The 12,554-nt window shown below is 73.6% G+C and carries 9 protein-coding genes; 8 read left to right on the top strand and 1 reads right to left on the bottom strand.

The window, feature by feature from the left end; translation table 11 throughout:
* Positions 1-201: 201 nt before the first annotated feature.
* Entirely contained in the window at positions 202-750 is a 549-nt protein-coding gene (locus tag ACSMX9_RS05360) for a beta-class carbonic anhydrase (RefSeq protein WP_351242521.1), read from the bottom strand.
* 596 nt (positions 751-1,346) lie between these two features.
* Here ACSMX9_RS05360 and rsmH point away from each other — a divergent pair.
* The 8 genes from rsmH to ftsW all read left to right on the top strand — a co-directional run bounded on the left by rsmH (position 1,347) and on the right by ftsW (position 12,553).
* On the top strand, positions 1,347-2,288 hold the full coding sequence (gene rsmH, locus ACSMX9_RS05355) for a 16S rRNA (cytosine(1402)-N(4))-methyltransferase RsmH (RefSeq protein ID WP_445402901.1): 942 nt from the start codon (positions 1,347-1,349) through the stop codon (positions 2,286-2,288).
* 43 nt (positions 2,289-2,331) lie between these two features.
* Positions 2,332-2,973: a septum formation initiator family protein gene (locus ACSMX9_RS05350; RefSeq protein WP_445400364.1), complete on the top strand. Its 642-nt coding sequence runs from the start codon at positions 2,332-2,334 to the stop codon at positions 2,971-2,973.
* A 382-nt stretch (positions 2,974-3,355) separates the two neighbouring features.
* Positions 3,356-5,281 (top strand): peptidoglycan D,D-transpeptidase FtsI family protein, encoded by a 1,926-nt coding sequence (locus tag ACSMX9_RS05345; RefSeq protein ID WP_445402900.1) that lies wholly within the window; start codon positions 3,356-3,358, stop codon positions 5,279-5,281.
* Positions 5,282-5,348: 67 nt separating this feature from the next.
* Positions 5,349-7,139, top strand: coding sequence for a UDP-N-acetylmuramoyl-L-alanyl-D-glutamate--2,6-diaminopimelate ligase (locus ACSMX9_RS05340; protein WP_445400362.1), 1,791 nt, complete (start codon positions 5,349-5,351; stop codon positions 7,137-7,139).
* A 4-nt stretch (positions 7,140-7,143) separates the two neighbouring features.
* Complete coding sequence (locus tag ACSMX9_RS05335) at positions 7,144-8,580, top strand: UDP-N-acetylmuramoyl-tripeptide--D-alanyl-D-alanine ligase (RefSeq protein ID WP_445400361.1); 1,437 nt, start codon at positions 7,144-7,146, stop codon at positions 8,578-8,580.
* A complete protein-coding gene (mraY, locus tag ACSMX9_RS05330; protein ID WP_445400359.1) occupies positions 8,577-9,650 on the top strand; it encodes a phospho-N-acetylmuramoyl-pentapeptide-transferase in 1,074 nt (357 codons plus the stop codon). Before ACSMX9_RS05335 ends, mraY begins: the two co-directional genes overlap by 4 nt.
* Positions 9,632-11,098, top strand: a complete 1,467-nt coding sequence (gene murD / locus ACSMX9_RS05325) for a UDP-N-acetylmuramoyl-L-alanine--D-glutamate ligase (protein WP_445400357.1) — start codon at positions 9,632-9,634, stop codon at positions 11,096-11,098. The genes mraY and murD overlap by 19 nt, the downstream gene beginning before the upstream one ends.
* A 96-nt stretch (positions 11,099-11,194) precedes the next feature.
* Positions 11,195-12,553 (top strand): putative lipid II flippase FtsW, encoded by a 1,359-nt coding sequence (ftsW, locus tag ACSMX9_RS05320; RefSeq protein ID WP_445402899.1) that lies wholly within the window; start codon positions 11,195-11,197, stop codon positions 12,551-12,553.
* Position 12,554 lies beyond the last annotated feature (1 nt).

Below are 12,554 nucleotides of genomic sequence, written 5' to 3'. Positions count from 1 at the left end.
GGGAGTCGCGTCGTATGCCCCCGCTCGTGGTGCTCCGAGGGTCTCAGCGTAGGCCGTCCCGGGTGTTCGTGCGGCCCACGGCCGGTCCTCGGGACGGATCGCCCGTTCGGCGGGGCGGCCGTGACGGGGGCGGACGCGCCCGGTCGGACGGCGGGGCGCATCCGGTCGGGTGGGTGCCGCGCGGGCGCGGCACCCACCGGGTCAGGTCGGGTCGATCTCGCGCAGCAGCCCGGTGCGGACGTCGAAGACGAAGCCGCGCACGTCGCCGGTCTCCACCAGGAACGGAGAGGTCCGCACCCGCTGCATGGACTGGCGGACGTCCTGGTCGACGTCGCGGAACGCCTCCACGGCCCAGGCGGGCCGCTGTCCGACCTCCATCTCCAGGTCGTGGCGGAACTCCTCGGTGAGGGTCTCCAGACCGCAACCGGTGTGGTGGATGAGCACGATGCTGCGGGTGCCGAGCGCCCGCTGGCTGATGGTGAGGGAGCGGATCACGTCGTCGGTGACGACTCCGCCCGCGTTGCGGATGGTGTGGCAGTCGCCCAGTTCCAGGCCGAGCGCCGCGTGCAGGTCGAGACGGGCGTCCATGCAGGCCACGATGGCGACCTTGAGGACGGGGCGGGCGTCCATGCCCGGGTCGGTGAAGGCGGAGGCGTAGTCCGCGTTCGCGTGGACCAGCCGGTCGGTCACGGTCCGCTCGGCCGGTATGGCGGCTTCGGTGCCTGACGGGAAGGGTGCGGAAGTCGTCATGGTTCGACCGTAGTGGGGCGGGGGCCCCGGAGCATGGCACGGGAGTGGACAAAGAACGTCATTGCGCCTTGTTGTGACGTACCCCACACGTGTGGGTTACGTCCCGCCGAACGGGTGAGGTCCGGGGGTGCCCCGCCTTGTCATGGACGAGTCGTGAAGGTCGGGGGGAGCCCGTCCGCGACGCGCAGGCGGGTTGATTGACCGCACGACAGGGTGGACTAAAGTGACGCGAAGTGGGAGGCCGCGAGCGCTCCCCGCTGCACCAGTGGACACACCGGAGACCGGATTCGGTCTCCCCGCGCGCGCGAAGCGCTCACGTACGGCTCGGCCTCTCCCGCACCGGACGGTCGGCGCACCGGTCACGGACCCGCGCCGCCCCTCCCTCCCCGACGCACCCGCGGGCGACGGTCCGAACGCCGGCAGGGGCGCCGCGCCCGGACCTGAGAGGGCACATGCAAGGGCGCGAAGGGGACACCCCCGCATCCGAGGGCGGCACCGCCACCGGTACCGACGTCGAGGGGACCGGGGCGCCCGCCCCGCACCACCCCGCCGGCGACGAGGGGGAGCGCGCCCCGGGCACCCGCCACGTCCCCGTGATGCTGCGGCGCTGCCTGGACCTGCTGGCCCCGGCCCTGAGCACCCCCTCGGCCACGCCCCCCGTGGTCGTCGACTGCACCCTGGGCCTCGGCGGACACAGCGAGGCCCTGCTCACCGAGTTCCCCGGCGCCCGCCTCGTCGGCCTCGACCGGGACAAGGAGGCCCTGCGACTCGCCGGCGAGCGCCTGGCCCGCTTCGGCGACCGCGCCACGCTGGTCCACGCCGTGTACGACGAACTCCCCGAGGTCCTCGCCCGCCTCGGCACCCCCCGGGTCGCGGGCGTCCTGTTCGACCTCGGGGTCTCCTCCATGCAACTGGACGAGGCCGACCGCGGCTTCGCCTACGCCCAGGACGCCCCGCTCGACATGCGCATGGACCAGACGACCGGCATCAGCGCGGCCGAGGTCCTCAACACCTACCCGCCGGGCGAACTCGTCCGGCTGCTGCGCGCCTACGGCGAGGAGAAGCAGGCCAAGCGGATCGTCTCCGCCGTGGTGCGGGAACGCGAGAAGGAACCGTTCACCCGCAGCGCCCGGCTGGTCGAGGTGATCCGCGCGGCGCTCCCGCAGGCCGCGAAGCGCACCGGGGGCAACCCCGCCAAGCGCACCTTCCAGGCGCTGCGCATCGAGGTCAACGGCGAACTGTCGGTGCTGGAACGGGCCGTCCCCGCCGCCGTCGCCGCCCTCGCGGTCGGCGGCCGGATCGCCGTCCTGTCCTACCACTCGCTGGAGGACCGCCTGGTCAAGCAGGTCCTCGCGGCGGGCGCCACCACCACCGCCCCCCCCGGGCTGCCCGTGGTGCCGGAGCGCTACCAGCCACGGCTGCGGCTGCTCACCCGCGGGGCCGAACTGCCCACGGAGGCCGAGGTCGCCGAGAACCGGCGGGCCGCGCCGGCCCGGCTGCGCGGTGCCGAACGCATCCGCGAGGACGACGCAGGATGACCCGCGGGGCGAGCGGCCCTGCCGCACGGCCGGGGAGGGGCGAGTGACCAGAGGACCGGAACTGCGCGGTCGGGCCGCCCGACTGGCCCGACTGCTGCCCGCCGGGCCGAGCCGGGCCGCCCGCACCCCGTTCGTCCTGCTGATGACGCTCCTGCTCGGCGGCGGTCTGATCACCCTGCTGCTGCTGAACTCCTCGCTCAACGAGGGGTCCTTCCGGCTGAGCGAGCTGAAGCGGGAGACCACCGAACTGACCGACGAGGAACAGGCCCTGCAACGGGACGTGGACGCCCACTCCGAGCCCGGCGCGCTCCGGGAACGGGCCCGGAAGCTCGGCATGGTGCCCGGCGGCAACCCGGCCTTCCTCGAACCGGACGGCACGGTGCGCGGCGTCCCCGGCGAGCCCGGGGGAGTCTCCCCGAACGCCGGGCGCGACCCGGACCCCACCACCACGGGGTCCGCCGCGCCGGCGCCCGCGCCGGGCGCATCGGCCAACCCCGCCGCGCCGACCGGCACGCCCGCGCCCTCCGCGCCGACCGGCACGCCCGCGCCCTCCGCGCCGACCGGCACGCCCGCGCCCTCCGCACCGGCGGGGGCCCCGCCCGGCACGGCGCCCGCGGCCTCCCCGTCCGACCCCACGGCGAGCCCGGCTCCGTCCGGCCCCGACCCGACGACCTCCGGCAGGTGACACGGTGACCGACAGGGAACCCCCGCGACGCCGGGTGCCCGGCCCCTCCCGCCCGGACCGCCGCCCCCGCCGCGACCCCGGGGAACGCCTCTCCCACGACCCCCGTCGCCCGGCCCGCCCGGACCGGGCCCGGCAGGACGGCGCGGACCGCCCCGCCCACAGGGACCGGCGCCCGTCCGGCGAGGCCGAACCGGCGGGTCCCGGTCGCCCCGACCGGGGCGGGACGGACCGCGTCGAGAGCCCCGACCGGGACGAGCGGGCCGAGCGCACGGACCGCCCCGCCCCCGGCGGCGCCCGCTCCGCCCGCAACCGCCCCTCCACACCCCGTCGCGCCGGCGCGACCGACCGCGCGCACGGCACGGCGGAGGAACCCGCCGCCACCGTGCGCCCCCCGCGGCGCCCCCGCACCGGCGCGAACGGCTCCGGGCCGCCCCCGCGCGGCCCGCGGCCGGCCAAGCCGCTGCGGCTGGGCAGCCCCCGGCCCCGGCTGCGCATGATCAGCGTGGCGATGAGCCTGGTCATGATCGCCTTCGTGGTGCGGTTGCTCCAGGTCCAGGCCGTCGACGCGAGCGAGTACTCCGCCAAGGCCGAGGCCAACCGCTACCTCACCCGGATCGTCGCCGCCGAACGCGGCGGCATCACCGACCGTGCCGGCGTCGCCCTGGCGACCAGCGTCGACGCCTACGACATCACCGCCGACCCGTTCATGTTCACCCCCGAGGAGACCGGCATCCCGGACGCCGCCGCCCAGGCGGCGGCGCTGCTCGCGCCGATCCTCGGACAGGACGCCACCGAGCTCACCAAGAAGCTCATGACGCCCAAGACGCGGTACGTGGTGCTGGCGCGCCGTCAGACCCCCCAGGTCTGGAACCAGATCAAGGACCTCAAGAGCACCCTCGCCGACAAGGTCCGCGCCAGCGCGCCCACCGGTGGGGAGGAGGGCACCCGGGGCACCAAGGAGGCCAACGTCCTCGCGGGCGTCTTCCAGGAACCCACCAGCAAGCGGATCTACCCCAACGGCGACCTCGCGGCCGGCCTCCTCGGCTTCGTCAACGCCGAGGGCCGGGGCGGCGGCGGGATCGAGCAGCAACTCGACAAGCGGCTCGCGGGCCGCGACGGGGAGGTCACCTACGCCCAGTCCGGCGGCCGTCAGGTCCCCACCGCGGGCGGCACCGAGACCCCGGCCGTCCCCGGCTCCGACGTCGAGCTGACCATCGACCGGGACATCCAGTGGGCGGCCCAGAACGCCATCGCCGAGCAGGTGAAGAAGTCCAAGGCGGACCGCGGTTACGTCATCGTCCAGGACACCCGCACCGGCGAGGTGCTGGCCATGGCCAACGCCCCCGGCTTCGACCCGGGCGACCTCACCGCCGCCGGCTCCGCCTCGCTCGGCAACGCCGCGCTCCAGGACGCGTTCGAGCCGGGTTCCACCGCCAAGGTGGTGTCCATGGCCGCGGTGCTGGAGGAGAACGCCGCGACCCCGTCCACCAAGGTGACCGTCCCCAACCGGCTGCACCGCGGCGACCGGCTCTTCCAGGACGACGTCGACCACCCCACCTGGTACCTCACGTTGAACGGCGTGCTCGCCAAGTCCAGCAACATCGGCACCATCCTGGCCACCGGCCAACTCGGCAAGACCCAGCCGCAGGCCAACCGGGTGCTCCACTCGTACCTGCGCAAGTTCGGCCTCGGCAGCCCCACCGGCCTCGGGTTCCCCGGCGAGACCCCCGGCATCCTCGCCGCCCCCGACAAGTGGTCCACCTCGCAGCAGTACACGATCCCGTTCGGCCAGGGCGTCTCCATCAACGCGATGCAGGCCGCGTCGGTCTACTCGACCATCGCCAACGGCGGGGTCCGCATCGAGCCCAGCGTGGTGCGCGGCCACCGGGGCCCCGACGACCGGTTCGTCCCCGCGCCGGCGCCGAAGGAGACGCGGGTGGTCAGCGAGCGCACCGCACGCACCCTCTCCCAGATGCTGGAGTCGGTCGTCGACGACGAACAGGGCACCGGCGTCAAGGCCCGCATCCCGGGCTACCGGGTCGCGGGCAAGACCGGCACCGCCAACCGCGTCGATCCGGCCACCGGCAAGTACCGCGGCTACACCTCCTCGTTCGCCGGGTTCGCCCCCGCCGACCAGCCGCGGGTCACCGTCTACTGCGCGATCCAGAACGCCACCAAGGGCAGCTACTTCGGCGGCCAGATCTGCGGGCCCGTCTACAAGGAGGTCATGGAGTTCGCCCTGAAGAGCCTTCAGGTCCCGCCGACCGGCACCCCGCCCGCGCGGCTCCCCGTGACGTTCGAGCCCTGACCGGTCCGGCGGCCCCGGTCCGCGTCCCCGCCCCGCCGCACCACCCGAGAGCCACCAGGAACCGCCCGTGACAACGATCACCCCCTCTCCGGGGAACCGACCCGGCACCCCCGCCCGGCACCAGGGACCCGCGTCCGCGACCGGCACATCCGCCGCGACCGTCGCGAACCGGCCATTTAGCCCCGAGGACGGTGCGCCGGGTACGCTCACCGCCGTGTCACACGCCGATCCCCCGCATCTCCCCCAGAAGGGCGCTTCCGTGAGCTACCCGGGACCGCCGCGACCGGTCCACGTCTCCCCGACCCCCCTGGCGGAACTGGCCGATCGGCTGGGCCTCGCGGCCCCCGCCGAGGGAGAGGTCACGGGCATCACCCACGACTCCCGGGCGGTCCGCCCCGGCGACCTCTACGCCGCCCTGCCCGGAGCCCGCCTGCACGGCGCCGACTTCGCCGGCCAGGCCGCCGACCTCGGGGCCACGGCCGTCCTGACCGATCCCACCGGCGCCGACCGGGCCCGGGCCACCGGCCTGCCGGTCCTCGTCGTCGAGGACCCGCGCGCCCGGATGGGCGCCCTCGCCGCCGCCCTCTACGGGCACCCCGGCGAAGGACTCCTCCAGATCGGCATCACCGGCACCTCCGGCAAGACCACCACGGCCTACCTGGTGCAGGGCGGCCTGGACGCGGCGGCCGGCGGCGAGAGCGGACTCATCGGCACGGTGGAGATGCGGATCGGCGCCGAACGCGTCAAGTCCGAACGCACCACCCCCGAGGCCACCGACCTCCAGGCGCTGTTCGCGGTGATGCGCGAACGGGGCGTCGAGGCGGTGGCGATGGAGGTTTCCAGCCACGCCCTCGTCCTGGGCCGGGTCGACGGTTGCGTCTTCGACGTCGCGGTGTTCACCAACCTCAGCCCGGAGCACATGGAGTTCCACTCCGACATGGAGGACTACTTCCGGGCGAAGGCGGGGTTGTTCACCCCGCAGCGCAGCAAACGCGGCGTCGTCAACCACGACGACCCCTACGGCCGACGACTCGTCACCGAGGCCGGCGTCCCGGTGGTCACCTACTCCGCAGAGGGCCACCCGGACGCCGACTGGCGCGCCGCGGACGTCGAGATCGGCCCGCTCGGCTCCACCTTCACCGTCCTGGGCCCGCACGGCGAGCGGGTCGACGCCCGGGCGCCGCTGCCCGGCGCGTTCAACGTGGCCAACACCCTGGCCGCGATCGTCACCCTGGCCACCGCCGGCCTCGACCCGCACGCCGTGGCCGAGGGCATCGCGGCGGTGCCCGGAGTCCCCGGCCGGCTGGAGCGCGTGGACGCGGGCCAGCCGTACCTGGCCGTCGTCGACTACGCGCACAAGACCGACGCGGTCGAGTCGGTGCTGCGCGCCCTGCGCAAGGTCACCGAGGGCCGGCTGCACGTGGTGCTCGGCTGCGGCGGGGACCGGGACGCCACCAAGCGCGCCCCGATGGGCGCCGCCGCCGCCCGACTCGCCGACACCACCCTGCTGACCTCCGACAACCCCCGCTCCGAGGACCCCCTCGACATCCTCGCCGCCATGCTCCGCGGCGCCGCCGCGGTGCCCGCCCACGAGCGCGGCGAGGTACGGGTGTACGAGGACCGGGCCGAGGCGATCGCCGCGGCCGTCGCCCTCGCCGCGCCCGGTGACACCGTGCTGGTCGCCGGCAAGGGCCACGAGCAGGGCCAGGACATCGCCGGCGTGGTGCGCCCCTTCGACGACCGGCACGTGCTGCGGGACGCCATCGAGTCGGCCCGGGCCGCCCGGCGCACCGCCCCGTCCGCCGGGGCGCCCGGCACCACCCAGCACAGCGAAGCGACCCAGCAGACCCAGGGATGAACACGTGATCGCCCTCTCCCTCGCCGAGATCGCCTCCGTAGTCGGCGGGCAGCCCCACGACATACCGGACCCCTCGGTACGCGTCACCGGACCCGTCGTCCGGGACTCCCGGGACGTGGTTCCCGGCAGCCTCTTCGTCGCCTTCGCCGGCGAGCGCGTCGACGGCCACGACTTCGCCGCCCGGGTGGTCGACGCGGGCGCCGCCGCGGTCCTGGCGGCCCGTCCGGTCGGCGTCCCCGCGATCGTCGTGGACGACGTCCAGCGGGCGCTCGGCGCCCTCGCCCGGGCCGTCGTGGACCGGCTCGGAGCCACCCTCGTCGCCCTCACCGGCTCCGCCGGCAAGACCAGCACCAAGGACCTCCTCGCCCAGGTCCTCCAGCACCACGGCCCCACGGTCTGGACGCCGGGCTCCCTCAACAACGAGATCGGGCTGCCGCTCACCGCGCTGAGCGCCACCGACGACACGCGCTACCTCGTCCTGGAGATGGGAGCGCGCGGAATCGGCCACATCCGCTACCTCACCGAACTCACCCCGCCGCGCATCGGACTGGTGCTGAACGTGGGTTCCGCGCACCTCGGCGAGTTCGGCGGGCGGGAGCAGATCGCCGAGGCGAAGGGCGAACTCGTCGAGGCGCTGCCGACCGCGGCCGAGGGCGGGGTCGCCGTCCTCAACGCCGACGATCCGCTGGTCCGCGCGATGGCCGCCCGGACCAAGGCCCGCGTCCTCCTGTTCGGGGAATCCGACGAAGCGGACGTACGGGCCGAGAACGTTCGGCTGACCCCCTCCGGACGGCCCTCCTTCAGGCTTCACACACCCTCCGGGTGCGAAGACGTGACCTTGCGCCTGTACGGTGAGCACCACGTGTCGAACGCGCTTGCCGCGGCGGCCGTCGCCCACGAGCTGGGCATGCCCGTGGACGAGGTCGCCCGCGCGCTCTCCGGAGCGGGCACCCTCTCCCGTTGGCGGATGGAGGTCACCGAACGCCCGGACGGGGTGACGGTGGTCAACGACGCCTACAACGCGAACCCCGAGTCCATGAGGGCCGCCCTGCGCGCGCTGGTCGCGATGGGGGGCGGCGCCCGGGACCGCGGGGGCCGCACGTGGGCGGTGCTCGGTGCGATGGCCGAGCTCGGTGACGAGGCGCTCGCCGAGCACGACGCGATCGGACGGCTAGCCGTCCGGCTCAACGTGAGCAAGCTCGTGGCAGTCGGGGGCAGGGAAGCGGCCTGGCTGCGCATGGGCGCCTATAACGAGGGTTCGTGGGGTGAGGAGTCGGTGCACGTGTCCGACGCACAGGCGGCGATCGACCTATTGCGCGGGGAACTGCGACCGGGGGACGTCGTCCTCGTGAAGGCATCCAGGGCGATCGGCCTGGAACGAGTGGCCCTGGCGCTGCTCGACGACAAGGCGAGCGGCGAGGGCGAGGTCGCCGCCCGATGATGAATCAGATCCTGTTCGCCGGCGTCATCGGCCTGTTCCTGACGCTCGTGGGCACCCCGTTGCTGATCAAGCTGTTGGCCCGCAAGGGCTACGGCCAGTACATCCGCGACGACGGCCCGCGCGAGCACCACAGCAAGCGCGGCACCCCGACCATGGGCGGCATCGCCTTCATCCTGGCGACGCTCATCGCGTACTTCCTCAGCAAGCTCATCACCGGAGCGCCCATCACGCTCTCCGGGCTGTTGGTGCTCGGTCTGATGGCGGGCATGGGCCTGGTCGGCTTCCTCGACGACTACATCAAGATCGTCAAGCGGCGTTCGCTGGGTCTGCGGGCCAAGGCCAAGATGGCCGGACAGCTCATCGTCGGCATCGCCTTCGCGGTCCTGGCGCTCCAGTTCCCCGACAACCGCAACCTCACGCCGGCCTCCACCAAGCTCTCGTTCATCATGGACTTCGGCTGGACCATCGGCCCCGTGCTGTTCGTGGTGTGGGCGCTGTTCATGATCCTCGCCATGTCCAACGGCGTGAACCTCACCGACGGCCTCGACGGCCTCGCCACCGGCGCCTCCGTGATGGTCTTCGGCGCGTACACCTTCATCGGCGTCTGGCAGTACCAGGAGTCCTGTGCCAACGCGGGCGACCTGACCAACCCGGGAGCCTGCTTCGAGGTCCGCGACCCGTTGGACCTCGCGGTGGTGGCCGCCGCCCTGATGGGCGCCTGCTTCGGCTTCCTGTGGTGGAACACCTCGCCCGCCAAGATCTTCATGGGCGACACCGGTTCGCTGGCGCTCGGCGGTGCCCTCGCCGGCCTCGCCATCTGCTCCCGCACCGAGCTCCTGCTCGCGCTGCTCGGCGGCCTGTTCGTCCTCATCACCATGTCGGTCGTCATCCAGGTCGGCAGTTTCCGGCTCACCGGCAAGCGCGTCTTCCGGATGGCACCGCTCCAGCACCACTTCGAACTCAAGGGCTGGTCCGAGGTCCTGGTGGTGGTCCGCTTCTGGATCATCCAGGGCATGTGCGTGATCGTCGGACTCGGCCTCTTCTACGCCGGATGGGCAGCAGAGAAGTGACCGAGCACCAGGCGCGCCCCGCCGACTCCTTCGCGGGGCAGCACATCACCGTCGCCGGCCTCGGCGTGAGCGGCCTCAGCGCCGCCCGCGCCCTGGCCCGCCTCGGCGCGCACGTCACCGTCGTCGACGGCGGGGACTCGCCGGCCCGGCGGGAGACGGCCGCGGCCCTGGCCGACGAGGGCGTCACGGTCCGCCTCGGCGACGCCGACACCCTGCCGGAGGGCACCGACCTGGTGGTCACCTCGCCCGGCTGGAAGCCCTCGGCACCGCTCTTCGCGGCGGCCGCAGCGGCCGGCGTCGACGTGATCGGCGACGTGGAGGTGGCCTGGCGACTGCGCGGCCCGGCCGCCGCCCCCTGGCTCGCCGTCACCGGCACCAACGGCAAGACCACCACGACCCGGATGCTCGGCGCGATCCTGCGCGCGGCCGGCCTGCGCACCGCCGAGGTCGGCAACATCGGCACCCCGATCGTCGACGTGATCCTGGACCAGGAGCGCGCCGGGGGCGAGGCGTACGACGTGCTCGCGGTCGAACTCTCCAGCTACCAGCTGCACTGGGCGCCCTCGCTGCGCGCCCACTCGGCAGCCGTCCTCAACCTCGCCCCGGACCACCTCGACTGGCACGGCTCGATGGAGGCGTACGCCGCCGACAAGGGCCGGATCTACGAGGGCAACCGGGTCGCCTGCGTCTACAACCTCGCCGACCGGGCCACCGAGGACCTGGTCCGCGGGGCGGACGTCGAGGAGGGCTGCCGGGCCGTGGGCTTCACCCTCGGGGCGCCGGCCCCCTCCCAACTCGGCGTGGTCGACGGCATCCTGGTGGACCGCGCCTTCGTCCCCGACCGGCAGCGGCAGGCCCAGGAGCTGGCCGAGGTCGGCGACGTGAACCCGCCGGCCCCGCACAACGTCGCCAACGCGCTCGCCGCCGCCGCGCTCGCCCGCGCCTTCGGGGTGCCCGCGACGGCGGTCCGGGACGGGCTGCGGGCGTTCCGCCCGGACGCCCACCGCATCGCCCACGTCGCCGACGTGGACGGGGTCGCGTACGTGGACGACTCCAAGGCCACCAACACCCACGCCACCGAGGCCTCGCTGGCCGCCTACGAGCCGGTGGTGTGGATCGCGGGCGGCCTCGCCAAGGGCGCCTCCTTCGACGAACTCGTCGCCTCCGCCGCGCCGCGGCTGCGGGGCGCGGTCCTGTTGGGCGCCGATCGCGCCCTGATCCGGGAAGCCCTGGCGCGACACGCGCCCGAGGTGCCCGTGGTCGAGGTGGACCGGACCGACACTGGGGCGATGTCCGAGGTGGTCGAGGCCGCCCGGGGGCTCGCCCGCGCGGGGGACACCGTACTGCTGGCCCCGGCCTGTGCCTCCATGGACATGTTCACCAACTACAACGAGCGCGGGGACGCGTTCGCGGCGGCGGTCCGTGAACTCGACTCCGGCGGCGCCTGAGCCGGTCACCGTGGCCACGCGGGGCGCCCGTAGGTCTGGGAGGGTTCGCGTGAGTGCGTTGCGGCCGAAACGGTCCGGCAGTCGGGGCCCGGCGTGGTGAGCGGCGGCCGGACGCCGCTGGCGACCCGGCGGGAGGCCGGGCCGCCGAAGCCCGCCGCGCGCCGGCGCGAGTTGCCGTTGCGACGGTTGCGCGCCCGGGCCCGCCGGGCCTGGGACCGTCCGCTGACCGCCTATTACCTGATCCTCGGCAGCAGCTTCCTGCTGACGCTGCTCGGTCTGGTGATGGTGTACTCGGCGTCCATCATCCGAGCACTGCAACTGTCGCTGCCGGGTTCGTTCTTCTTCCGCAAACAGTTGCTGGCCGCCGTGGTCGGTGCCGTCCTGCTGCTGATCGCGTCCCGGATGCCGATCAAGCTCCACCGGGCGCTGGCCTACCCGATCCTGGCCGGTGCGATCATCCTCATGGTCCTGGTGCAGGTGCCCGGTATCGGGTTCGCGGTGAACGGCAACCAGAACTGGATCGAGCTCGGCTTCATCCAGCTCCAGCCCAGCGAGTTCGGCAAGTTGGCGCTGGTCCTGTGGGGGGCCGACCTGTTGGCCCGCAAGCACGACAAGCAACTGCTGAACCAGTGGAAGCACCTGCTGGTGCCGCTGGTGCCGGTCGCCTTCATGATCCTCGGACTGATCATGCTCGGCGGGGACATGGGCACCGCGACCATCCTGACCGCGATCCTCTTCGGGCTGCTCTGGCTCGCGGGGGCGCCCACCCGGCTCTTCGCCGGGGTGCTGGCGGTCGCCCTGGTGGTCGGTGCGGTCCTGATCAGGACCAGCGAGAACCGGATGGCCCGCCTCCAGTGCATCGGCGCCTCGGAGCTGGGCGGCCCGGACGACCCCTGCTGGCAGGCCGTCCACGGGATCTACGCCCTGGCGTCCGGCGGACTGTTCGGTTCGGGACTCGGGGCGAGTGTGGAAAAATGGGGTCAACTTCCCGAGGCGCACACGGACTTCATCTTCGCGATCGCCGGTGAGGAACTGGGGTTGGCGGGGACGCTGTCCGTCCTGGGGTTGTTCGCGGCTCTAGGCTATGCGGGTATCCGCGTGGCCGGACGCACGGAGGACCCCTTCGTGAGGTACGCAGCGGGTGGCGTGATCACCTGGATCATGGCCCAGGCCGTGATCAACATGGGTGCGGTGCTCGGCCTGCTGCCGATCGCCGGTGTTCCGCTCCCGCTGTTCTCTTACGGGAGGTCCGCCCTGCTGCCGACCATGTTCGCGATCGGCCTGTTGATCGCCTTCGCCCGGAACGAACCCGCCGCTCGGGCGGCGCTCGCCGTGCGACAGAGGGCATCGGGCCGCAAGCGGACCGCGGGAGGGGAGTCCGGAACCGACCGGGCGCCCCGGAGTTGGAACACGATGCGACGGCGCGTCAGGTCGCGCCCGTCCGGAGAGCGGTGAA

The sequence above is a fragment of the Streptomyces sp. LE64 genome, assembly GCF_052606915.1.
This window is presented reverse-complemented; position numbering and strand designations above follow the sequence as displayed.

Bases quoted from the DNA above. Each gene is read 5' to 3' on its own strand.
- ACSMX9_RS05360 (WP_351242521.1), bottom strand. From the start codon at position 750: ATGACGACTTCCGCACCCTTCCCGTCAGGCACCGAAGCCGCCATACCG.
- rsmH (WP_445402901.1), top strand. From the start codon at position 1,347: ATGCTGCGGCGCTGCCTGGACCTGCTGGCCCCGGCCCTGAGCACCCCC.
- mraY (WP_445400359.1), top strand. From the start codon at position 8,577: ATGATGAATCAGATCCTGTTCGCCGGCGTCATCGGCCTGTTCCTGACG.
- murD (WP_445400357.1), top strand. From the start codon at position 9,632: ATGGGCAGCAGAGAAGTGACCGAGCACCAGGCGCGCCCCGCCGACTCC.